A 22,074-nucleotide genomic window follows, 5' to 3' on the forward strand; every position below is an offset into this window, starting at 1 on the left:
CCGCCCCCGCCGATTCGATGTATTCGCGCGGCCCCTGGACCTCGCGAATACATCGACTCAGGCTGTTGGGCGAGGTCCGGCACCGCCGTCAGGTCGATGTGCCCGAAGCGGCGGAACATCACCAGGATGACCGCCAGCGCGATGCTGATCTCGGCGGCGGCGATCGTGATGACGAACAGCGTCACGACCGGCCCGGCGGCCAGCGGTGCGTCCGGTCGGACCCCGGCGGTCACGAGCAGCAGGTTCGCCGCGTTGAGGATCAGCTCGACCCCGATCAGCACGAGGACCGCGTTGCGGCGGGCGATGACACCGTAGACGCCCAGCCCGGCCAGGACCGCGGCCAGCATGACGGGCCACTGCAGGTGGGTCACGACCGGGACCTCCGGTGCAGGACGACCCGCGAGACGGCGAAGGCGCCGACCAGCGCGACCAGCAGCAGCACGGAGAGCAGCTCGAACGGCCAGACCCAGGTGCCGAAGATCGCCGACGCGATCTGCGGCGTGGTCACGGCCGGGGTGTCGAGGTCGACCGCCTGCCCGGCGATCACGGGCAGGGTGGTCGCCGCCACCAGCGCCGTGGTGGCCGCCCCGAGCAGGGCCGCGACCGCCCGCTGCCAGACCGGCGCGTCGATGTCCGGCTGGGGACCGATGGGTGCGCGGGTCAGCATGAGCGCGAACAGGACGAGCACGACGATCGCCCCGACGTAGACGAGCAGCTGCACGATCCCCACCAGCTCCTGCCCGAGCACGATGTAGCAGCCGGCGAGCGAGCCGAGGCAGACCAGCAGCCACAGGGCGGCGTGCACGACGTGCCGGGTGGAGACGGCGAGCAGTCCGGACAGGGCGGTGATGACGCCGACGACGACGAAGACGATGTCCCGTGTCGTCACGCGTCATCTCCTGCGGGCGGGGTGGGAGGCGCCTGCGGCGGGTTCGATCGCGGCGGGCGGGGGGCACGCGGCGGGCGCGCGGCACCGCCGGCGCCGGCCTCCCCCCGGGCGGCACCGCCGCCGCCGGGCTCCGCCCCGGGCGCTCGGGGCGCCCGAGCGGGGCGGGCCGGCTTCGCGGCCGCGGTGACCTCGGCCGGGTCGGCGCTGCCGGGGTCCAGCGCGGGCGGGGCCGGGACGGTGGCCATCCACTGGCCGAGGCGCTGCTTCTCGTGCAGCAGGTCGTGGATGTCCAGCTCGGCATACTCGAACTCGGGGCTCCAGAACAGCGCGTCGAACGGGCACACCTCCACGCAGATGCCGCAGTACATGCACAGCGAGTAGTCGATGGCGAAACGGTCCAGCACGTTGCGCTGCCGGGCCCGCCCGCCCTCGGTGGCCGGCGGCAGCTCCTCCTTGTGCGAGTCGATGTAGATGCACCAGTCGGGGCACTCGCGCGCGCACAGCATGCACGAGGTGCAGTTCTCCTCGAGCAGCGCGATGACCCCCCGGCTGCGCGGCGGCAGCTCGGGGCGCACGTCGGGGTACTCCGCAGTGTGCGTGTGACGGGTCATCGTGCGCGCGGTGGTCGCCAGCCCCTGCACGATCCCGGGCAGTATGCCGCCCAGCCCGCTCCGCGCGCGCCCGCCGGCCCGCCCGACGCCCTTGGTCACCGTCGCAGGGCCGGCGTGCGACGGGGAGCGGTCGACCACGGGCCGTTCGAGGTCGCCCGGTCCCGGCTCGACGGGGCCAGGCTCGACGGGGCACGGCTCGACGGGGCCCGGCTTCTCGGCGCTGTCGGTCATCGCACCAGCACCACCCCGACGGCGGTGACCCCCAGCTGCAGCAGGGCGACCGGGACGAGCCAGAGCCAGGCGAGGCGCTGCAGCTGGTCCTCGCGCAGCCGCGGCCAGGACACCCGGAACCAGATGACGACGACGGCGACGAGCAGGCCCTTCAGCAGGGTCCAGACCCACCCGAGGACCGCCGACCACGGCCCGGCCCAGCCGCCGAGGAACAGCACGGCGAACAGCAGCGCCATGACGACGATCCCGGCGTACTCGGCCAGCAGGAAGAAGGCGAACCGCAGCCCGGTGTACTCGGTGTAGGGGCCGAAGACGATCTCGGAGTCGGCGACCGGCATGTCGAACGGGACGCGCTGCAGCTCGGCGAGCCCGGCGACGAAGAAGACGAGCGCACCGGGCAGCTGCCAGAGCAGCCACCACGGCGTCCAAGCCTGCGCGATCCCGACGAGCGAGAGCGTGCCGGCCGCGAGGGCGACCGAGGCGACGACCAGGACCATGGGCAGCTCGTAGGAGACGAGCTGGGCAGCGGCGCGCATCGCCCCGAGGAGGGAGTACTTGTTGGCCGAGGCCCAGCCGGCCATCAGGGTGCCGATGATGCCGACCCCGCTGACAGCCAGCACGAGCAGGGCGCTCGCCTCGACGTCCGCGCCGACCAGGTCGGGCGACAGCGGGACGAGTGCGAGCGCGACCAGGTAGGGCACCAGCGCGACCGCCGGGGCGAGCCGGAAGGCCGACCGGTCGGCGCGGGCCGGCACGACGTCCTCCTTCTGCACGAACTTGACCCCGTCGGCGACCAGCTGGGCCCAGCCGTGGAACCCGCCGGCGTACATCGGCCCCAGCCGGCCCTGCATGTGCGCCATGACCTTGTGCTCGGTCTGCCCCACCAGCAGGGGCAGCACGAGGAAGGCGGCGAGCACGGCGAGCGTGCGCAGCACGACCTCCAGCCAGGTCAGGCCGCTCATCGCGGGCCCCACTCCGGCGGCGGGACGCCCGGGGCCTGGACCCGGCGGCGGGCCGGCGACCCCTTGACCGCCTCGCCGTGCCCCTCCCCCGGCTCCTTGCCGCCGGGCCACGGTTTGCTCGCCCGGGCCGGCAGCACGAACGACTTGCGCAGCGGGGTCCCCTCGAACCCGTCCGGGAGCAGCAGCGGGCGCAACCCGAGACCGGTGCCGTCGTCGAACCCGGCGAAGTCGATGCCGAACATCTCGTGGGTCTCGCGCTCGTGCCAGGCGGCGCCGCGGAAGACCGGGGTGAGCGACGCGACCACCGCGCCGTCCGGGACGCGGGTGCGCAGCAGCACCGAGCTCAGCCGCTCCGGCGCGGAGACGTCCATCAGGTGCACGACGACGTCGAAGCCGGGCTCCTGCGCAGCGTCGGTCTCGTCGACCGCGGTCAGCCAGTCGAAGTACGAGAAGCCTTGGGCGGCATGCTCGCCCACGACGGCGGCCCACTCGTCGAGGGGGACGTCGGTGACCTCCGAGACCTTCACCGGGCAGCCTCCCCGGCCGTCCCGTGCCCGGCGCCGCGAAGGAGCGGGCGCGCGAGCTCGGCGGCGCTGGGAGTGCGGTGGGCGGCATACCTGCTGGCCAGGGCGGCCCCGGAGAGCGTCTCGCCGGCGATCTTCTCCTGCAGGCGGATGATCCCCTGCAGCAGCGCCTCCGGGCGCGGCGGGCAGCCCGGCACGTACACGTCGACCGGGATGATCTGGTCGACGCCCTTGGTGACGCAGTAGGAGTCCCAGTAGGGGCCGCCGGAGTTGGAGCAGGCCCCGAACGAGATGACGTACTTCGGCTCGGGCATCTGGTCGTAGAGCCGGCGGATCGCTGGCGCCATCTTGTCGGTGACGGTGCCGGAGACGACCATCAGGTCGGCCTGTCGCGGGCCCGGCGCGAAGGGGATGACGCCGAGCCGGATGAAGTCGTGGGTGCCCATCGAGGTCGCGATGAACTCGATGGCGCAGCAGGCGAGCCCGAAGTTGAAGACCCAGAGGGAGTAGCGCCGGCCCCAGTTGAGCACCACCTTGATCGGCCGCGGCGCGTGCTCGCTCAGCGGGCCGACGCGGGGCATGGGCAGGTCGACCGGCATCACACCCACCTCAGCAGCCCGCGCCGGGCGGCGTGGGCCAGACCGAGCACCACGACCGCGATGAAGATGGCCATCTCGACCAGGCTGGCGACGCCGAGGCGGGCGTCGCGCAGGACGAGCGCCCACGGGTAGAGGTAGACCGCGTCGACGGCGAAGACGACGTAGAGGAAGGCGAACACGAAGTAGCGCACCTTGGTCTGGGCCCAGCCCTCGCCGACCGGGTCGACGCCGGACTCGTACGTGGTCAGCTTGGCCGGGACGGGCGCGTGCGGGGCCAGCAGGCTGCGGGCCAGCATCGCCACGGTGACCAGCAGCACGCCCGCGCCGAGGACCGCCGCCACGACGATGTACCCGGACATGTTGGCAGCCTAGCCACTGGGGCCCCGGATGCCGCCCAGCCGGCCGCCCCGATTCCGCTGCGTCGGCACGGGGCGGGTGGCGCGCGGCACGCCGTCCCACGTGGTGGGGATCTCCCACTTGGTCCGCAGCCCACGATCTACGATGGAAACGACCCACGAGAACGACGAGGAAAGCGCCACATGAGCACCACCACGGTCAAGCGGCTCGATCGCGTCGTCATCCGGTTCGCCGGTGACTCCGGCGACGGTATGCAGCTCACCGGCGACCGGTTCACCTCGGAGACGGCGCTGCTGGGCAACGCCCTGTCTACCCTGCCGAGCTTCCCGGCCGAGATCCGGGCCCCGCAGGGGACCCTGCCCGGGGTGTCGAGCTTCCAGCTGCACTTCGCCGACCACGCCGTGCTGACGCCCGGCGACGCGCCCGACGTGCTGGTCGCGATGAACCCCGCCGCGCTCATGGCCAACCTGCGCGACCTGCCCCGCGGGTCGACCCTGATCGTCAACATCGACGAGTTCACCAAGCGCAACCTGGCCAAGGTCGGCTACGCGGCCAACCCGCTCGAGGACGGCTCGCTCGAGAGCTACGACCTGCACCCGGTCGCGCTGACGTCGATCACCGTCGAGGCGCTGGCCGGGTTCGCCGGCCTGACCCGCAAGGAGAAGGAGCGGGCGAAGAACATGTTCGCCCTCGGGCTGCTCTCCTGGCTCTACACCCGGCCCATGGAGGGCACCGAGCTGTTCCTGAAGGCCAAGTTCGCCGCGCAGCCCGAGATCCTCGAGGCCAACCTCACCGCGCTCAAGGCCGGCTACCACTACGGCGAGACCACCGAGGACTTCGCCAACGCGTACGAGGTCGCACCGGCCGCGATGCCGGCCGGGACCTACCGCAACATCACCGGCAACACCGCCCTGGCGCTCGGCCTGGTCGCGGCCGCGCACCGGGCCGGGCTGCCGCTCTTCCTCGGCTCCTACCCGATCACCCCGGCCTCCGACATCCTGCACACCCTCTCGCGGCTCAAGCGCTACGGCGTCACGACCGTGCAGGCCGAGGACGAGATCGCCGGCGTCGGCGCGGCTCTCGGGGCGAGCTTCGGCGGGGCGCTCGGCGTCACGACGACCTCCGGGCCGGGGTTGGCCCTGAAGGCCGAGACGATCGGGCTGGCGGTCTCGCTCGAGCTGCCGTTGGTCGTCTGCGACATCCAGCGCGGCGGGCCATCGACCGGCCTGCCGACCAAGACCGAGCAGGCCGACCTGCTGCAGGCCATGTTCGGGCGCAACGGCGAGTCGCCGGTCGCCGTGCTCGCCCCGGCGACGCCGGCCGACTGCTTCGACATCGCCCTGGACGCCGTGCGGATCGCGACGACCTACCGCACCCCGGTCATCGTGCTGTCCGACGGCTACCTGGCCAACGGCTCCGAGCCCTGGCAGGTCCCGCGCACGGCCGAGCTGCCCGACCTCACGGTGGAGTTCGCGACGGCGCCCAACGGTCAGAACGCCGAAGGCAAGCCGGTCTTCCACCCCTACCTGCGCGACCCGCAGACCCTGGCCCGGCAGTGGGCGGTCCCGGGCACCCCGGGTCTCGAGCACCGGGTCGGCGGCATCGAGAAGGCCGACGTGACCGGCAACATCTCCTACGACCCCGACAACCACGACCACATGGTGCGGCTGCGCCAGGCCAAGATCGACGACATCCGCGTGCCCGACCTGCAGGTCGAGGACCCGACCGGCGACGCGGAGCTGCTGGTGCTCGGCTGGGGCTCGACCTACGGCCCCATCGCGGCCGGCGTCCGGCTGGCCCGGGCGCTCGGGGCGAAGGTCGCCCAGGCCCACCTGCACCATCTGGCGCCGCTGCCGGCCAACACCGGCGAGGTGCTGCGGGCCTACGAGCACGTCATCGTCCCCGAGATGAACCTCGGCCAGCTCGCGCTGCTGCTGCGTGCCAGGTTCCTCGTCGACATCCAGTCCCACACGGCCGTGCGCGGGCTCCCGTTCCCGGCGACGGAGCTGGCCGACGTCATCGTGCGCGCAGGCAAGGAGCAGCTGCCGTGACCCCCGACCAGGCCCTCGACACCGCCGTCGCCCCCGGTGCGGGCCGGCCCGGCCCGGCCGAGTCCGGCACCGCCCGCGTGCCGCGCCTGGCCGAGGGCGAGACGCTCACCAAGAAGGACTTCACCTCCGACCAGGAGGTGCGCTGGTGCCCGGGCTGCGGCGACTACGTCATCCTCGCCGCGATCCAGGGCCTGCTGCCGGAGCTGGGCCTGAAGCGCGAGAACATCGTGTTCATCTCCGGCATCGGCTGCTCGTCCCGGTTCCCGTACTACCTGGACACCTACGGCATGCACTCGATCCACGGCCGGGCCCCGGCCATCGCGACCGGGCTCGCGACGAGCCGCGAGGACCTGTCGGTGTGGGTCATCACCGGAGACGGCGACTCGCTCTCGATCGGCGGCAACCACCTGATCCACGCCATGCGGCGCAACGTCAACCTCAAGATCCTGCTGTTCAACAACGAGATCTACGGCCTGACCAAGGGCCAGTACTCGCCCACCTCGCGCCTGGGCCAGGTGACCAAGTCGACGCCGCTCGGCTCGGTCGACCAGCCGTTCAACCCGGTGTCCCTGGCGCTCGGGGCTGATGCCAGCTTCGTGGCCCGCACGCTCGACTCCGACCGCAAGCACTTGACGCAGGTGCTACGGGCCGCCGCCGCGCACCGTGGGTCCGCGCTCGTCGAGATCTACCAGAACTGCCCGATCTTCAACGACGGCGCCTTCGAGGTCCTCAAGGACCGCACGTCGGCGCAGGCCCGGCTCATCCACCTCGAGGCCGGCCAGGAGGTCACGCTGGGTGACCAGGTGGCCGTCTGGGACGACGTGAGCGGCATACGGCTCGTGCCGCGGGAACAGGCCGACCCCGCCCGCATCGTCGTGCACCACCCCGAGGCCCCCGACCCGAGCGCGGCCTACGCGCTCTCCCGGCTCGACACGCCCGACATGACGCACGTGCCACTGGGGATCTTCCGCGACGTGACGCGGCGCACCTACGACGACGCGGTCCGCGAGCAGGTCGCGGCGGCCCGCACCGCCCCGGTGACCGATGCGGACATCGACGCCCTGCTGGCCGGACAGGACACCTGGACCGTGAGGGAGTGACGTCGGGCCGGCCGATGTCCACCAGCCTGCGCTCGCCGGCGGGCGTGCGCACCAGGCTCGGCGGGGGGCTGTCCGAGACCGGCCGGGGGACGGTCCTCGGCTTCGCCGCCTACGGGCTGTGGGGCTTCTTCCCGCTCTACTTCGACGCCCTGCTGCCGGCCGGCCCGTGGGAGATCCTCGCGCACCGCATCCTGTGGACCCTCGCCTTCTGCGTGCTCGTGCTGCTCGTGGCGCGCGACTGGCGCTGGCTCGGGCCGGTCTTCCGAGACCGGCGGCTGCTGACGGGCCTGGCCCTCGCCGGGGTGTTCATCGCGACGAACTGGGTCGTCTACGTCGCAGCGGTCCTGTCCGGTCACACCAGCGAGGCGGCGCTCGGCTACTTCCTGAACCCGCTCGTCACGGTCGCGCTCGGGGTCGTGGTGCTCGGTGAGCGGCTGCGGGTCCTGCAGTGGGCCGCCGTCGCGATCGGTGTCGTGGCCGGGCTCTTCCTCGCGATCGCCGGCGGACGGGTGCCGTACGTCGCCCTGGTCCTGGCCTTCTCGTTCGCGCTGTACGGACTGATCAAGAAGAAGCTCGGGGCCACCCTGCCCGCCCTGCACGGGCTGACGGTCGAGACCATGGTGCTCGCCCCGGCCGCAGCGGTCATCCTGTTCGTCGTGGGACGCGCAGGCCACCTGACGTTCGGCGGGTACGGCCCGCTGCACACCTGGCTGCTCGTAGGCGCGGGGGTGACCACGGCGTTGCCGTTGCTGTGCTTCGCCGCCGCCGCCCGGCGAATCCCGCTGGTGTCGATCGGGCTCATCCAGTTCGTCACGCCGATCCTGCAGCTGCTCTGCGCGGTGCTCCTGCTCGGCGAGCACATGCCGACCGAACGCTGGATCGGCTTCGCGATCGTATGGGTCGCCCTGATCCTGCTGACCGCCGACTCGCTGCTCAGCCTGCGAGGGGCTCGCGTGCAGGAGCGGGACGTCCCAGTGGACGACTGCCCCCGCTGACGCTGCCGCACTGCCCCACCGCCCTCGGCCGCACCGGCCGTCGGCGGCATACCCGGACACCCCGCGGGCCTGATGCCGCAGGGCTGCCCTTGCGGCCACCCGCTGCTTGCGGGAGGGTGACCTTGGCCGACGAAGCCAGCCGGTCAGTGACCGGAAGTCGACATCAGGGACGCAAATGTCGCCGAACGCCTCTCGAGCACCCGGACCGGCAGATGCCGGCTCGACCCGCACCCTGCCCTACGCGGAGGACATCCTCCCCACCGAGAAGGCCAGCCTTCCGGTCGTCGTCTGGATGGCCGTCGCCCAGTTCGGCATCTTCCTGGGCCTGCTCGCGCCGGTGACGGTCAGCCTGGCCCTCAAGGTGCAGGATCTCGTTCCGGCCGCCGAGGCCCCTGGCGCGCTCGGGATGGTGCTGTCGGTGGCCGCCGTCATGGCGCTGGTCGCCAACCCGGTCGTCGGGCGCCTGTCCGACCGGACCACCTCCCGATGGGGTCGCCGGCGGCCGTGGATGATCGCCGGATGTGCCGTCTTCATCCTGGGCATGGTCGTCATCGCCACCGCCGGGTCGGTTGCGATGGTTCTCGTCGGCTGGCTGCTCGGACAGCTGGGCGACAACATGATCCTCGCCCCACTGCTGACGACGATCGCCGACCAGGTCCCCGAGTTCCAGCGGGGCACCGTGTCGGCGAACGTCGGCATCATGCAGAACGTCGGGATCCTGGCCGCTGCGTATGTCGCCAGCTGGTTCGTGCACAACATGTTCCTTCTGTTCGTCGTGCCGGCCGTGATCGCCACGATCACCGTGGTGGTCTACTGCATCGTCCTGCCGGACCGGCAGGTGCGGGTCCACGCGGAGCCCGGTGGCTGGATGAAGCTGCTGCGCACGTTCTGGGTCAACCCGCTGGAGTTCCCCGACTTCGGCTGGGCCTGGGTCTCCCGGTTCTGCATGATCCTCAGCTCGTTCCTGTTCATCACCTTCCGGCTGTTCTTCCTGCAGCACCGGGTCGAGCTGACCACCGACGAGGCGGTCCAGGCGATCACGGCCGGGGTGCTCATCTACACCATCGCCCTGGTCATCGCCGCCAAGATCGGCGGCTGGCTCTCCGACCGCTACCGCCGCCGGAAGGTCTTCGTGATCGCCACGGCCGCGCTGTTCGGGGTCGGCACCTACCTGCTCGCCCACGTCACCTCCCTGAGCGGCTACTACCTGGTCGAGGTGCTCATGGGCGCCACCTACGGGATCTACTACGCCGTCGACATGGCCCTGGTCGTCGACGTGCTGCCCAACCCCGACGACGCAGCCAAGGACCTCGGCGTGATGAACATCGCCAATGCCCTGCCGCAGTCGCTCGCCGGCGCCCTGGGCGGGTGGCTCCTCGGACTCGGCTCGACCGAGGGCACGAACTACACCCTGCTCTTCCTCGTCGCCGGCATCGTCGCGGTGCTCGGCGCCGCCGCCATCCTCCCGATCAAGAAGGTGCGCTGACATGACTGTTGCAGATCTCACCGACATCCCCCGGATCGTCGCCGAGCTCACCCTCGAGGAGAAGGCGTCCCTGTGCTCCGGGTCCGACTTCTGGCACACCCAGGGCATCGACCGTTTCGGTATCCCCGCCGTCATGCTCACCGACGGCCCGCACGGGCTGCGCAAACAGGCCGGCGAGACCGACCATCTGGGCCTGAACGACTCGGTTCCGGCCACCTGCTTCCCGTCCGCCGCGGGCCTCGGCTCGACCTGGGACCGCGACCTGCTCCGTCGGGTCGGTGAGGCGCTCGGTGCCGAGACCCGCGCCAACGACGTCGCCGTCCTGCTCGGGCCGGGCATCAACATGAAGCGCACCCCCCTGTGCGGACGCAACTTCGAGTACTTCTCCGAGGACCCGTACCTCACCGGTGAGCTGGCCGCGCCGCTGGTGGCCGGCATCCAGTCCCAGGGGGTGGGCACGTCCCTCAAGCACTTCGCGGCCAACAACCAGGAGACCGACCGGATGCGGGTCTCCGTCGAGGTCGACGAACGCACCCTGCGGGAGATCTACCTGCCGGCGTTCGAGGCCGTCGTCACCCGCGCACACCCGTGGACCGTGATGTGCGCCTACAACAAGATCAACGGCACCTACGCATCGCAGGACCGGTGGCTGCTGACCGAGGTGCTGCGCGACGAATGGGGCTTCGAGGGCCTGGTCGTCTCGGACTGGGGCGCGGTCGACGACCGGGCGGCCGGTGTGGCAGCCGGCCTCGACCTGGAGATGCCGTCGTCGAACGGGGTCAACGACGCGAAGATCCTCGAGGCCGTCCGGTCGGGGTCACTCGCCGAGGCGGACCTCGATGCCGCCGTGACCCGGGTGCTCACCCTGGTCGCCCGGTCCCAGCAGCCGGGTCCCGAGCCGATTCCGTGCGACCTCCAGGCCAACCATGCGCTGGCCCACGAGGTGGCCACTCGCACGGCGGTGCTGCTGAAGAACGACGGCGTCCTGCCGCTGGAGCCGGCCGAGCTGACAAGCACGGCCGTCGTCATCGGCGAGATGGCCCGCACGCCGCGCTACCAGGGCGCCGGGTCCTCGCAGGTGAACCCGACCCGGCTGGTCAGCGCACTCGACGCGCTCGCCGAGCGCGGCCTCGACGTGCCGTTCGCGCCGGGCTATCACTTGGCCGAGGCGGCCGACGCGACCGTGGCGAACCGCTCCGAGGAGGAGCTGCGCCGTGAGGCGGCCCTGCTGGCCACCGGCCGGACGGCCGTGCTCTTCCTCGGCCTGCCCGCAGCCGACGAGTCCGAGGGGTACGACCGTGAGCACCTGGACCTGCCGACGAGTCATGTCGCGCTGCTCCGGGCCGTCGCCGAGGTGGCCGAGCACGTCGTCGTGCTGCTCTCGAACGGCTCCGCCGTCGCCGTGGCCGACTGGGAAGAGCAGGCCGACGCCATCCTCGAGCTCTGGCTGGGTGGACAGGCCGGTGGCAGCGCCGCCGTGGACCTGCTCGTCGGCGATGCCGCACCGTCCGGTCGCCTTGCCGAGTCGATGCCGCAGCGGCTCGTCGACGTGCCCGCCCAGCTCAGCTTCCCGGGCGAGGCCGGCTCCGTGCACTACGGGGAGCGGGTCTTCATCGGCTATCGCGGCCTGGACGCCGTCGAAGCCCGGGTGTCCTATCCGTTCGGGCACGGCCTGACCTATACGAGCTTCGAGTACTCCGACCTGTCAGTCGAGGTCGCACCGGTCAACCCGCAGACCCGTGACCACGACGTCGTGCTGCAGGCCCGGGCCACGGTGACCAACACCGGCGAACGGACCGGCGTGGTGGTGCCGCAGCTCTATGTCGGCCGGCCCGGCTCGGCTCTGGCGCGGGCTCCGCGCGAGCTGCGCGGGTTCGACCGGCTCGAGCTGGCCCCCGGAGCCTCCGGGCAGGTCGAGTTCGCCCTGACCCGGCGAGACCTGAGCCACTGGGATGCCCGGGAGCACGGGTGGGCGCTCGAGCCGGGCACCGTGGTCGTGTCGCTCGGCTCGTCGTCGCGAGACCTCCCGCTCGTGCACATCGTGCAGCTCGAGGCACCGCCACTGCGCCGACCGCTGACCGACCATTCCACCATCGGGGAGTGGATGGAGCACCCCGAGGCGGGCGCCGCCCTGCGTGCCGCGATGGGCGAGGCCGGCGCGCTCTTCGGAGCGGACAGCAGCGACCCGATGATGGCCACCTTCCTAATGTCGATGCCGGTGGTCAAGGTCCCGCTGATGAGCATGATCGACTCGGTCACGCTGGACGACCTCGAGGAGCTGCTGGCCCGCTACGGCGGTCGCTGACGCTCGGCAGGCGACGCCTCGACGGTGCAGGGCATCATGGGGGTATGAGCGAACCAGTGGCGACCAGGACCGAACACGACTCGATGGGCGAGGTGCAGGTCCCGGCCTCCGCACTGTGGGGGGCCCAGACCGCGCGGGCGGTCGAGAACTTCCCGGTCAGCGGGCAGGGCATACCACCCGAGGTGGTCCACGCGCTGGCGGCACTCAAGTCCGCCGCCGCCCAGGTCAATGCCCGGCTCGGCGGGCTCGACGCGGACCGCGCGGCCGCGATCAGCGCCGCGGCCGACGAGGTCGCCCAAGGACGGCACGACGACCACTTCCCCATCGACATCTTCCAGACCGGCTCCGGCACCTCGACCAACATGAACGTCAACGAGGTGGTGGCCCGTCTCGCCCACCTCCGCAGCGGGCTCGCGGTCCACCCGAACGACCACGTCAACATGGGCCAGTCGAGCAACGACACGTTCCCGAGCGCGCTGCGGATCGCCGCGACCCGTGCGGCCCTCGAACAGCTCGTGCCCGCGCTCGAGCACCTTGCCGCCTCCCTCGGCCGCAAGGAGTCGGAGTTCGCCGAGGTCGTCAAGTCCGGCCGCACCCACCTGATGGACGCCGTCCCGGTCACCCTCGGGCAGGAGTTCGGCGGCTACCGGCGCCAGGTCGAGCTCGGGGCGAGCCGGGTCGCGCACGCCGCGACGGCCACGAGCGAGCTGCCGCTGGGCGGCACCGCGGCGGGCACCGGGCTCAACGCCGCCCCCGGTTTCGCCGCCGCGGTCATCGCCAAGGTGGCCGAGGCGAGCGGCATCGGCTTCACCGAGGCGCAGGACCACTTCGAGGCGCAGTCGGCCCAGGACGCCGTGGTCGAGCTGTCCGGAGCGGTCAAGGTCGTCGCGGTCAGCCTGACCAAGATCTGCAACGACCTGCGCTGGATGTCCTCCGGCCCCCGCACCGGCCTGGGCGAGATCCACCTGCCGGACCTGCAGCCCGGGTCGAGCATCATGCCGGGCAAGGTCAACCCGGTCATCTGCGAGGCGACCGTGATGGCCTGCGCACAGGTCATCGGCAACGACGTGACGGTCACCACGGCCGGCGCGGCGGGCAACTTCGAGCTCAACGTCATGCTGCCGGTGATGGCGAAGAACATCCTCGAGTCGATCCGCCTGCTGGCTGCGACCTCGCGGCTGCTGGCCGACCGGTGCGTGGACGGGATCATCGCGGAGGTGGAGCACGCCCGCCAGCTGGCCGAGAGCTCGCCGTCGATCGTGACGCCGTTGAACCGCTTCATCGGCTACGAGGCCGCGGCGGCCGTGGTCAAGCGCGCGATCAAGGAGCGCCGGACGATCCGTGAGGTGGTCATCGACGACGGCCATGTCGCCGACGGCAGGCTCACCGAGGCGCAGCTCGACGAGGCGCTCGACGTGCTGGCGATGACCCGGCCACCGGCCCGCTGAGCCCAGCCGTATGCCGCTGGGCCGGCGCCCGCTCGAGGACTCTGGCCTCGTCCCTGCGCGTCATCCCCAAACGCACCCGCGCACCCGCCGCACACGGCCGGGCGGTGCACCACCGTGCGGTCCGGGTCAGCGACCTGCTCCAACCGGGCCCCGGCCCGGCCTGGCTGCCCACCCGACCTACGACCGGTCTTCTTGCGCAACGACTTCGGCGGTGCCTTGTCCGGCCCGTCACCAGACGGCGGCTTGGACGAGTAGGCCGAGTTCATCCCCAGACGCCGACGCAACTCGGTGTTCTCGGCCTCGAGCTCCGCGACCCGGGCCTGCAACACCGGCAGCCGAGCAGCCTCGGCCTCCAGCTCAAGGACCCGGGCCTGCAGCCGCGCCATCGTCGCGAGGGTCTCATCAAGCGACGCAGCGAACATCTCCAGACCCTACAGAGCCACCAGCCACATCAACCCCACGTCACGCCGGACAGCACGCCGAGTCCTGAGTAGTTACGTTACGTTACGCCGGCACGCATAACGAATTGGCTACTTCGCTTGAATTACGGCCGCACTTCGGCGACGGTGGAGGCCATCTACAGTTTCCGCGATTGAGGACGGACGGATCATCTCACCCGCGGAACAAGAAGGAGGAGTTTTCAAATGACGCGCCTTTTTGCAGCCATGGTGTCGACCATTGCTTCCGCCATCGTGCTGGTGCCGTCGGCAGTGACATCAGGCACCGTCGAATCGCGCGCATCGTCATCTGATTACGGTATCCTCAGTTCTTGACAGTACGACTACTACGATGACTATTTCTATACCGAAGAATCGTGCAATGCACGCGGCTACCAGATATTCTACTACGAGAACGTACCGAATATGATGCAGTGGTACTGCCACCTTGACATCGGAGAATCGAAATGGTCGATGGACATCCAGTGGTACACCTGATCCTGAGCCCTGGCGATCAGGTCACGGCATGCGGGGTGCTCCAGTTCACCGGTGAAGATCGTGCACAGTTGTGGGTCGTAGCACCATGGAACCCGTCGAGGCCGGGAAGAGTCGCCGGTGGCGAAGTCGGGATCCAACTAGATCAGGGACCCAGCCGGGTCGCTGGGGCAATCACTCGCGTGATCGGCACGTGGGCAGATGGTCGAATCGTCAAAGCGAAAGCTACCCGTGAGATTGCGCCAGACGCTGGGTGCGGGCTGCATTCGACGAATCTAATGTCACCCAGAGACCTGGGAACAGAGCGCTGTGTTGATCTGCTGAATAGCTTAAGATCCTTTTCTCCCGCTCCTGTCCTGGGGAGCGGTGGATCGGAGTCAGCATTGAGCATTTCCGTGCTCTTTGTCACCTCCCAGTTGGTGGATGCACTTGTTCAGCTCCCCGTGTCTTGCGAGTTGTACGCATCCATATTTCCCAGCGCCCTCATGACTAGGTCATGACTGCCAGAAAGAGCCCCCAGCATTATTGAGGTCTTCTCACCGGACCCCCAGACCTCCGGAAGTAGCGGCGGGTTGAGTGTGGAGGTTCATGGTTCATGCCGGGATGACCTGGTAGGTGCTGGGGCGGCGGTCGCCGGGCAACCCACGGGCGATGGCGCGGTACTCGTCGGGGTCGGCCAGGTAGGCGTTCAGGTGTTCGGCCAGCCAAGCTTCGGCGCCCCGCGCGAGTAGCCGCAGCACCATCTGCAGGCCGCGGCGGGCCAGGTGCGGTCGGGCGCTCGTTTCGCCTCCGGGTCCAGCTCGGTCGCGGCCACCTTGGCCGGGATCGGTTTTCAGGGCGGCCTTCGCGGCGGCCGGCGCGGTCCAGTCTTGGGGTGTCGCTTCGAGGTAGCCGCTCGGCCTCGACCCAAACCATCTCAAGGCGTCCAGGCTTCCCTGCCGCGTCACCATTCAACGTTCGGACGCAGCTCTGCGGGCGACCCGGTGGAGTGGGCTCACGCTGGTTGCACTGCGGTCTGGGTGATGATCTCAGCCACGTCTTTGGGCCGGGAGAGCATCGACGAGTGCGAGGCCGCCAACTCGACCACGGTCTCGGTGCGTTGGGCGAACATGTGGCCACCGGCCCGCTGAGCCGTCGCGTGTGAGCCCGGTGAGCGGCATACCGCCGGTAGTATGCCGCTCACCGGGCTGAGCGGTGGACGGGTGCGTTGCACTCGGGTGACGAGGATGGTCGCGGTGGGCGAGCTGCCGGCCCGTCAGAGGTCCGCGCGGGCCACGAGATATGGGTCTCGGACGAGCGCGCGACGCGCCCCCACTGTCGAGGCGAGGGCCCCGAGCATCCCCAGGAACAACAGCAGGCCACCGAGCACGAGCCACGGGACCTCCAGCCCGGCCCGCGGAGAACCGACGAGGCTCAAGGCGGCCGGCAGCAGGGCGTGCGCCGCAATGACCCCCAGAACAACCCCCATGATGCCCGCGCAGGCCGTGACAAGGACGTTCTCGACCAGGACCAACGCGGACAACCGCTCCCGTCCCCAACCCAGGCTACGAAGGAGGGCGAACTCCCGGAGTCGTCGCCGACCCACGTCGAGCGATCTCGCGATGGCCGAGGTGACGAAGACGAGACACGTGAGACCCGCCAGTGCCCACGCACCGACCCGGACAAGTCCGGGGGCGCCGGCAAGATCTGCGACCCGGTCCGCAGTTGCCCGCGCGCCGAAACCGCGTTGCACAAGATCTGCAGCGACCGTCCTTGCCGCTGCGGTCGAGCCGGTCTGCAGCACTGCGGCATCCGCACCTCGAGTGGCGGCAAAGGTGCCGGCCGGTATCCCGGCCCGGGCGGCCGCCAGCTCGAGCGAGTCCTTGAAGCCGATGTAGGCGGTGTCCGGTCGCTCAGGAGTGACCTTCAGGGAGTAGATGCCGACGACACGGAAGCGCCTCGCCACGCTCTTTCCCGCTCCCTCCGCAATCCGGACCGTCGCGTCGATAACGATGTCCTGACCCAGCAGCCCGGCCGTGCTATGCGCCTGTACCCGTTCGGGCAACACGATCTGCCCGGCACCGGACGGGGACCTGCCCTCGACCAACAGCGTCTTTCGCAGCGGCTGCCAGGTCGCACCGGCCAGAACAGCGCCCCGATCCGGCCACGGCAAGGACGTCGCGTAGTTCGGGTCGACGGAGTCGACCCCGGGTAGTGCCGCCATCTCGTCGAGAGCGCTCGTGGTGAGCGCTCGAGTCGACTCGCCCGGCATCGGAGCGGTCACCTCGACCTGGCCCAGGCTCCCGGTCCGCACGTACTCGGTCGTCACCGCGGAGGTGACACTCGTCGACAACGAAAGCGTGGCGATGGCCAGCGTCAACAGCAGGACGAGCAGGGCAACCTGCGAAGCCGTGATGGCCACACCCCGCCGGACTGTGAGCAGCCCCCAACGGATCATCCTTGCACCACCCGCTCCGAAGCCCACTCCTTGGTCGTCAGGTCGGCAAGCTCCTCGTCGTGGGTGGCCATGAGCACCGTTCCCCCATGGTCGATCACTTTCTGCAGGGCTGCACGAACGAGCCTCGCGGACTGCCGGTCCAGGTTCGCCGTGGGCTCGTCGGCAAGAACCAGCGCGGGCCGGCCGACAAGCGCGCGTGCCAGGCCGACCCGCTGACGCTGCCCCCCGGACAACGTCGCCGGTTTCGCGTCCGCGTAGGGACCGAGCTCGAGCTCGTCGAGCGCGGCCAAGGCTGCCGCCCTCCTGGACCGCACCGGAAGGCCCTCCTGGGCGGCGACGTTCTCCCAGACCGACAGGTACGGAAGCAGACCCGCGTCCTGCCACACCAGGCGAATTCGATCCCGACGCAGGGCGTCCTTCTCCCGGGGCCTCAGGCCCGCGGTGCTGATGCCGTCGAGCTCGATGTCCCCGGAGAGGGGCTCGAGTATCAGGGCGACGGCGGCAAGCACGGTGGACTTGCCGCTACCGGACCTCCCCGACAGCCGGCAGACCTCGCCCCTTTCCACGGACAGGTCTATCGGGCCGAACACAGGACCGCCGGAGTAACCCACGACCGTGCTACGAAAACGTAGGACTGGGCACATTGAAGTGCTCATCGCAGGATCTCCTCCAGGTCCAGCCCCAGCCGGTTGGCCAGGTCGTACGCGGTCCAGGTGGCGGATATGGCGGCGGGCCTCGCCGGCGTCCAAGCAAACAAGCTCTTCGTCCCCTCGTCCTTGTAGCGCTTCAAGACAGGGGGGCGAAGACACGCGAGTCCGTGCCGACGCAAGCGATGTGGGCAGCGCTCCTTGGTCATCAGGTTGCTCCGCCTTGCTGAGGCTAACGGTCGTGAATGAAGGCAGTCAACCGTCTTCTATGGGAAACGGTTAAAGGGATGGTCAAATGTTCGAACAGGTCCGGCCATGTTGTAGCGGCCCCCGGGTGCCGACCCGAGCCGGGTCAGCCGAGTCGCTCGACGACCCCGATCGGGAGGGCCTGCAGGGCCACCTTGGCTGCACAGTCCGGCACCGGGTCCAGCAGTCGCTGTGCCTCCCGTGCGACGGCATACGTCTCCTCGCGGGCCCGTTCCAGGCCGGGGTGCACCCGCAGCAGGGCGAGGGCCTCCTCGACCCCGGCGTCGTCGTGCGACAGGTCGCGGGCGAGCAGCTCGTGCAGGCGCGCGTCGGCCGGGTCCCGGGAGGCCCGGGCCCGGATCACCGCCAGCGTGTCGACCCCCTCGCGCAGGTCCGTGCCCGGGGTCTTGCCGGACTCCCCAGACTCCGAGGCGATGTCGATGACGTCGTCGGCGAGCTGGAAGGCGATGCCGATCTTCTCGCCGTAGCGCCGCATGGTCTCGATGAGTGCGGGCGAGCCGCCGCTGAACATCGCCCCGTAGCGGCCTGCGGTCGCGATCAGCGCGCCGGTCTTGTCGGCCAGGACGGACAGGTAGTAGTCCACCGGGTCGGTGCCGGGCGGGCAGGCCCGGTCGTCGCGGATCTGCCCGGTGCACAACCGGATGAAGGTCCGGGCCTGGATGAGCACCGCCTCCGCGCCCAGCCTCGCGATGATCTCGGACGCCTTGCCGAAGAGCAGGTCGCCGACCAGGATCGCCGTCGAGTTGTCGAAGGCCGCGTTGACCGACGCCACCCCCCGGCGCACGTCGGCCTGGTCCATGACGTCGTCGTGGTACAGCGAGGCGAGATGGGTCAGCTCCACACCGGCCGCGGCCTGGACGACCTCGTCGTTGATGCCGCCGGCGAGCTCGGCCGCCAGCAGGGTCAGCAGCGGGCGGAAGCGCTTGCCCCCGGCTGCGGCCAGGTGCCCGGATGCCTGGGCGATGAAGGGGTCGTCGTGGTCCACGACGCGCTCCAGGAAGGCATCCACCCGGGCCAGACCGTCCTCGAGACGCGCCGTGAGCTCCGGCGTCGCCCCGGGGATGGCCAGTACCGGCGGCGTGACTTGTGTCGTCATCTAGACCCTTCGAGCATTCAACGGACGAACTGCGACGCGCGGTCGGCCAGGTCGAGCAGCGACGCGGGGACGATACCGAGCACGAGGGTGATCAGCGTACCGATCGAGATCGAGAACGTCATCGCCGCGGACGGGATGACCACCTCGACCGAGTCGTCGGCCGGCTCGCTGAAGAACATCAGCACGATCACCCGGGCGTAGACGAACACGGTGATCGCGCTGCACGCGGCACCGATGATGACCAGCCCGAGGCCGGTCGTGCCGCCGCCGCTTATCGCGGCCGCGAACACCGCGTACTTCGCGGTGAACCCGGACGTTAGCGGGATCCCGGCGAAGGCGAGCATCAGGAAGGACATGGTCCCGGCCACGATCGGGTGCTTCTTGCCGAGCCCGGCCCACTGGGACAGGTGTGTCGCCTCGCCCCCGTCCTGCCGCACGAGGGTCACCAGCGCGAACGCCGCGATGATCGAGAAGCCGTACGCCACCACGTAGAACATGACCGAGCTGACCCCGCTGCGGTCCAGGGAGAGGACGCCGACGAGGATGAAACCCGCGTGGGCGATCGAGGAGTAGGCGAGCAGCCGCTTCATGTCGGTCTGGGCCACCGACAGGACCGAGCCGACGATCATGGTCAGCACCGCGACGATGATGACGCCGTTCTGCCACTGCCACGCCGCCGTGTCCAGGCCCACGTAGGCCAGCCGCAGGATCGCACCGAACGCCGCCGCCTTGGTGCAGGCGGCCATGAAACCGGTGACCGGCGAGGGGGCGCCCTGGTAGACGTCGGGCGTCCAGGCGTGGAAGGGCACCGAGTTGACCTTGAAGAGCAGCCCGACGAAGACGAAGAAGGCACCGCCGAGCAGCAGCCCGTTCAACCCGAGCTGGTTGGAGGTGATCGCTGCGCTGAGGTCGGGGAAGTAGACCGACCCGGCGTAGCCGTAGAGCAGCGCCGTGCCGAAGAGGAAGAACGCCGAGCTGAAGGCCCCCAGCAGGAAGTACTTCAGGGACGCCTCCTGGGACAGCAGGCGGCGCCGGCGGGCTAGTCCGGACAGGATGTAGAGCGGCAGCGAGAGCACCTCGAGGGCGATGAACATCCCGATCAGGTCGTTGACCGTGGGGAAGAGCATCATGCCGCCGATGGCGAAGACCGTCAGCGGGAAGACCTCGGAGGTGATCAGGCCGGCGCGGGTCGAGGCCGCCTCGATGGCCGAGCCCGGGGTCGAGGCACCGCTCGGGGTGAACGCGTCGGAGCCGACCCCGCCGAAGCGCTCGGCCATGGTCAGGATGCCGAGGATCCCCATCAGGATGAGCCCGCCCTGCAGGAACAGGGCCGGCCCGTCGATCGCCAGGGCGAACAGGCGCCGCCCGCTCGCCCCGTCCGCGAAGCCCATCGTCATGCCCCGATGGCCCGTCGCGATGACCACGGCCACGAAGGCCAGCACGAGACCAAGGACGGCGATGGTCGCCTGGGTGGTGTGCCGCCCCTTGCGCGGCATGAAGGCCTCGACGAGCACCCCGACCAGCGCCGTGCCGAAGACGACCAGCAGCGGCAGGACGGCCAGGTAGTTGATGTTGGCCTGCTGGAAAACGGCCGGAGCAACGCCGCTCACTTGGTGCTCCCTTCAGCCAGGGTGGCCGGATGGGCCTGGACGTAGGACAGCGTGTGGTCGACGGCCGGGTTGAGCACGTCGAGGGCCGGCTTCGGGAAGAGGCCGAAGACGACGAAGAAGCCGAGCAGCGGGGCCGCCACCCACTTCTCCCGGACCGACCAGTCCTTGATGTGCGACAACCCCTCGGGCTTGGGCCCGGTCATGACCCGCTTGTACCAGAGCAGGATGTACATGGACGCGAGGATGATCACCAGGCAGGCGATGACGGTCGCGGCCGGGAAGACCCCGAACGCGCCCACCATGACCAGGAACTCCGAGACGAAGCTCGACAGGCCCGGCAGGGCCAGGGTCGAGAGCCCGGCGATCAGGAAGGCACCCGCGATCCCCGGGGTGACCCGCTGCCAGCCACCGAAGTCGGGGATCCGTTTGCTGCCTCGACGCCTGATGAACATCGCCGCGAACAGGAACAGGCCGGCGGTTCCGAACCCGTGGTTGAGCATGTACAGCGAGGCCCCCACAGTGCTGGTGTTGGTCAGGGCGAAGATGCCCAGGACGATGAACCCGAAGTGGCTCACCGAGGTGAACGCGATCAGCCGCATCATGTCGGTCTGCCCGATCGCCAGCAGCGCACCGTACATGATCGAGATGACCGCAAGGACGACGACCACGGGGGTCGCCCAGGCGTTGGCCTCCGGGAACAGCTGCAGGCAGAACCGGATCATCCCGAAGGTGCCGACCTTGTCGAGCACGCCGACGAGCAGCGTGGCCGTGGCCGGGGTCGCCTCGGTGGCCGCGTCGGGCAGCCAGGTGTGGACCGGCACCATCGGCGCCTTGATGGCGAACGCGATGAAGAAGCCGACCCAGAGCAGCCGCTCGGTCGTGGGGTCGATGGACAGGCCGGTCAGCTTGGCGATCAGGAAGCCGTCGGCGCCACCGGGACCCTGCAGGTACAGGGCGATGACGGCCACCAGCATCACGAGGCCGCCGGCGAGCCCGAAGAGCAGGAACTTCATCGACGCGTACTGCCGGCGTGGCCCGCCGAAACGTCCGATCAAGAAGTAGATCGGCACGAGCATGGCCTCGAACAGGATGTAGAAGAGGAACACGTCGGTGGCCGCGAAGACACCCACGATGAACGGGACCAGCGAGAGCAGCAGCCCGTAGTACGCCTTGACCCGGCGCCCGCCGTCGCCTTCGTCCTGCACGTCGTGCCACGCGGCGAGCAGGCAGACCGGCGTCAGCACGAGCGACATCAGGATCAGGATCAGCGCGATGCCGTCGACCCCGAGCGAGTAGCTCACCCCGAACTGGGGGATCCACGCGTGCTGCTCGGCCAGCTGGAACTGGGCCGACGAGCCCCGGTCGAACTGGCTGGCGGCAGCAGCGCCGACCCCGAGGGTGACCAGCGAGACGCCGAACGCGAACCGCTTGGCGAACTCTGCCGACCCGGGCAGTATGGCCGTGAGGAACGAACCGACGGCGGGGATGACGATCAGCAGCGTCAGCCACGGGAAACTGGACATCTCT

20 protein-coding genes and 1 pseudogene are annotated in these 22,074 nt (G+C 70.1%); 7 read left to right on the forward strand and 14 right to left on the reverse strand.

Going from position 1 to position 22,074, the window contains the following annotated elements; all coding sequences use genetic code 11:
* The 7 genes from nuoK to WMI84_RS02810 form a co-directional block, all read right to left on the reverse strand.
* A partial coding sequence (gene nuoK, locus WMI84_RS02780) for an NADH-quinone oxidoreductase subunit NuoK (RefSeq protein WP_347350481.1) occupies positions 1-371 on the reverse strand: 371 nt, incomplete at its 3' end.
* On the reverse strand, positions 368-889 hold the full coding sequence (locus WMI84_RS02785; RefSeq protein WP_347350482.1) for an NADH-quinone oxidoreductase subunit J: 522 nt from the start codon (positions 887-889) through the stop codon (positions 368-370). The genes WMI84_RS02785 and nuoK, both read right to left, overlap by 4 nt.
* A complete protein-coding gene (locus tag WMI84_RS02790) occupies positions 886-1,731 on the reverse strand; it encodes an NADH-quinone oxidoreductase subunit I (protein WP_347350483.1) in 846 nt (281 codons plus the stop codon). Before WMI84_RS02790 ends, WMI84_RS02785 begins: the two co-directional genes overlap by 4 nt.
* A complete protein-coding gene (gene nuoH, locus WMI84_RS02795) occupies positions 1,728-2,693 on the reverse strand; it encodes an NADH-quinone oxidoreductase subunit NuoH (RefSeq protein WP_347350484.1) in 966 nt (321 codons plus the stop codon). Before nuoH ends, WMI84_RS02790 begins: the two co-directional genes overlap by 4 nt.
* Positions 2,690-3,220: an NADH-quinone oxidoreductase subunit C gene (locus WMI84_RS02800; protein ID WP_347350485.1), complete on the reverse strand. Its 531-nt coding sequence runs from the start codon at positions 3,218-3,220 to the stop codon at positions 2,690-2,692. The genes nuoH and WMI84_RS02800 overlap by 4 nt, the downstream gene beginning before the upstream one ends.
* A complete protein-coding gene (locus WMI84_RS02805; RefSeq protein ID WP_347350486.1) occupies positions 3,217-3,816 on the reverse strand; it encodes an NADH-quinone oxidoreductase subunit B family protein in 600 nt (199 codons plus the stop codon). The genes WMI84_RS02800 and WMI84_RS02805 overlap by 4 nt, the downstream gene beginning before the upstream one ends.
* The gene (locus WMI84_RS02810; protein ID WP_347350487.1) at positions 3,816-4,175 is read right to left on the reverse strand and encodes an NADH-quinone oxidoreductase subunit A; all 360 of its coding nucleotides are present in this window, start codon (positions 4,173-4,175) and stop codon (positions 3,816-3,818) included. The genes WMI84_RS02805 and WMI84_RS02810 overlap by 1 nt, the downstream gene beginning before the upstream one ends.
* Before the next feature lie 180 nt (positions 4,176-4,355).
* Here WMI84_RS02810 and WMI84_RS02815 point away from each other — a divergent pair, with 180 nt between their 5' ends.
* The 6 genes from WMI84_RS02815 to WMI84_RS02840 all read left to right on the forward strand — a co-directional run bounded on the left by WMI84_RS02815 (position 4,356) and on the right by WMI84_RS02840 (position 13,558).
* On the forward strand, positions 4,356-6,224 hold the full coding sequence (locus WMI84_RS02815) for a 2-oxoacid:acceptor oxidoreductase subunit alpha (protein WP_347350488.1): 1,869 nt from the start codon (positions 4,356-4,358) through the stop codon (positions 6,222-6,224).
* A gap of 77 nt (positions 6,225-6,301) precedes the next feature.
* Positions 6,302-7,324, forward strand: a complete 1,023-nt coding sequence (locus WMI84_RS02820) for a 2-oxoacid:ferredoxin oxidoreductase subunit beta (RefSeq protein WP_347350524.1) — start codon at positions 6,302-6,304, stop codon at positions 7,322-7,324.
* A 14-nt stretch (positions 7,325-7,338) separates the two neighbouring features.
* A complete protein-coding gene (rarD, locus tag WMI84_RS02825) occupies positions 7,339-8,319 on the forward strand; it encodes an EamA family transporter RarD (protein ID WP_347350489.1) in 981 nt (326 codons plus the stop codon).
* 175 nt (positions 8,320-8,494) lie between these two features.
* On the forward strand, positions 8,495-9,805 hold the full coding sequence (locus WMI84_RS02830) for an MFS transporter (RefSeq protein ID WP_347350490.1): 1,311 nt from the start codon (positions 8,495-8,497) through the stop codon (positions 9,803-9,805).
* Position 9,806: 1 nt separating this feature from the next.
* Positions 9,807-12,110, forward strand: a complete 2,304-nt coding sequence (locus tag WMI84_RS02835) for a glycoside hydrolase family 3 N-terminal domain-containing protein (RefSeq protein ID WP_347350491.1) — start codon at positions 9,807-9,809, stop codon at positions 12,108-12,110.
* Positions 12,111-12,154: 44 nt separating this feature from the next.
* Positions 12,155-13,558 carry a class II fumarate hydratase gene (locus tag WMI84_RS02840; protein ID WP_347350492.1) on the forward strand — a complete coding sequence of 468 codons (1,404 nt, stop codon included), beginning with the start codon at positions 12,155-12,157 and terminating at the stop codon, positions 13,556-13,558.
* 155 nt (positions 13,559-13,713) lie between these two features.
* Here the strand turns inward: WMI84_RS02840 and WMI84_RS02845 are convergent.
* Positions 13,714-13,980 (reverse strand): annotated as a pseudogene (locus tag WMI84_RS02845) (DUF6444 domain-containing protein); the annotation flags it as partial.
* Between the two features lie 222 nt (positions 13,981-14,202).
* Between WMI84_RS02845 and WMI84_RS02850 the strand changes: the two are divergent.
* Positions 14,203-14,331: a hypothetical protein gene (locus tag WMI84_RS02850; RefSeq protein WP_347350493.1), complete on the forward strand. Its 129-nt coding sequence runs from the start codon at positions 14,203-14,205 to the stop codon at positions 14,329-14,331.
* Positions 14,332-15,083: 752 nt separating this feature from the next.
* Here the strand turns inward: WMI84_RS02850 and WMI84_RS02855 are convergent.
* From WMI84_RS02855 to WMI84_RS02880, 6 genes are all read right to left on the reverse strand, one after another.
* Positions 15,084-15,230: a hypothetical protein gene (locus tag WMI84_RS02855; RefSeq protein WP_347350494.1), complete on the reverse strand. Its 147-nt coding sequence runs from the start codon at positions 15,228-15,230 to the stop codon at positions 15,084-15,086.
* A gap of 515 nt (positions 15,231-15,745) precedes the next feature.
* On the reverse strand, positions 15,746-16,891 hold the full coding sequence (locus WMI84_RS02860) for an ABC transporter permease (protein WP_347350495.1): 1,146 nt from the start codon (positions 16,889-16,891) through the stop codon (positions 15,746-15,748).
* 32 nt (positions 16,892-16,923) lie between these two features.
* Entirely contained in the window at positions 16,924-17,538 is a 615-nt protein-coding gene (locus WMI84_RS02865) for an ATP-binding cassette domain-containing protein (RefSeq protein ID WP_347350496.1), read from the reverse strand.
* A gap of 388 nt (positions 17,539-17,926) precedes the next feature.
* Positions 17,927-18,937 (reverse strand): polyprenyl synthetase family protein, encoded by a 1,011-nt coding sequence (locus WMI84_RS02870; protein ID WP_347350497.1) that lies wholly within the window; start codon positions 18,935-18,937, stop codon positions 17,927-17,929.
* A 17-nt stretch (positions 18,938-18,954) separates the two neighbouring features.
* Positions 18,955-20,547, reverse strand: a complete 1,593-nt coding sequence (nuoN, locus tag WMI84_RS02875) for an NADH-quinone oxidoreductase subunit NuoN (protein ID WP_347350498.1) — start codon at positions 20,545-20,547, stop codon at positions 18,955-18,957.
* Complete coding sequence (locus WMI84_RS02880) at positions 20,544-22,070, reverse strand: NADH-quinone oxidoreductase subunit M (protein ID WP_347350499.1); 1,527 nt, start codon at positions 22,068-22,070, stop codon at positions 20,544-20,546. Before WMI84_RS02880 ends, nuoN begins: the two co-directional genes overlap by 4 nt.
* Positions 22,071-22,074 lie beyond the last annotated feature (4 nt).

The organism is Intrasporangium sp. (assembly GCF_039812505.1).
Taxonomy (GTDB): Bacteria; Actinomycetota; Actinomycetes; order Actinomycetales; family Dermatophilaceae; genus Intrasporangium_A.

Bases quoted from the DNA above. Each gene is read 5' to 3' on its own strand.
- WMI84_RS02880 (WP_347350499.1), bottom strand. From the start codon at position 22,070: ATGTCCAGTTTCCCGTGGCTGACGCTGCTGATCGTCATCCCCGCCGTC.
- nuoH (WP_347350484.1), bottom strand. From the start codon at position 2,693: ATGAGCGGCCTGACCTGGCTGGAGGTCGTGCTGCGCACGCTCGCCGTG.
- WMI84_RS02850 (WP_347350493.1), top strand. From the start codon at position 14,203: ATGACGCGCCTTTTTGCAGCCATGGTGTCGACCATTGCTTCCGCCATC.
- WMI84_RS02870 (WP_347350497.1), bottom strand. From the start codon at position 18,937: ATGACGACACAAGTCACGCCGCCGGTACTGGCCATCCCCGGGGCGACG.
- WMI84_RS02830 (WP_347350490.1), top strand. From the start codon at position 8,495: ATGTCGCCGAACGCCTCTCGAGCACCCGGACCGGCAGATGCCGGCTCG.
- WMI84_RS02815 (WP_347350488.1), top strand. From the start codon at position 4,356: ATGAGCACCACCACGGTCAAGCGGCTCGATCGCGTCGTCATCCGGTTC.
- WMI84_RS02840 (WP_347350492.1), top strand. From the start codon at position 12,155: ATGAGCGAACCAGTGGCGACCAGGACCGAACACGACTCGATGGGCGAG.
- WMI84_RS02835 (WP_347350491.1), top strand. From the start codon at position 9,807: ATGACTGTTGCAGATCTCACCGACATCCCCCGGATCGTCGCCGAGCTC.
- WMI84_RS02805 (WP_347350486.1), bottom strand. From the start codon at position 3,816: ATGCCGGTCGACCTGCCCATGCCCCGCGTCGGCCCGCTGAGCGAGCAC.
- WMI84_RS02790 (WP_347350483.1), bottom strand. From the start codon at position 1,731: ATGACCGACAGCGCCGAGAAGCCGGGCCCCGTCGAGCCGTGCCCCGTC.
- WMI84_RS02810 (WP_347350487.1), bottom strand. From the start codon at position 4,175: ATGTCCGGGTACATCGTCGTGGCGGCGGTCCTCGGCGCGGGCGTGCTG.
- rarD (WP_347350489.1), top strand. From the start codon at position 7,339: ATGTCCACCAGCCTGCGCTCGCCGGCGGGCGTGCGCACCAGGCTCGGC.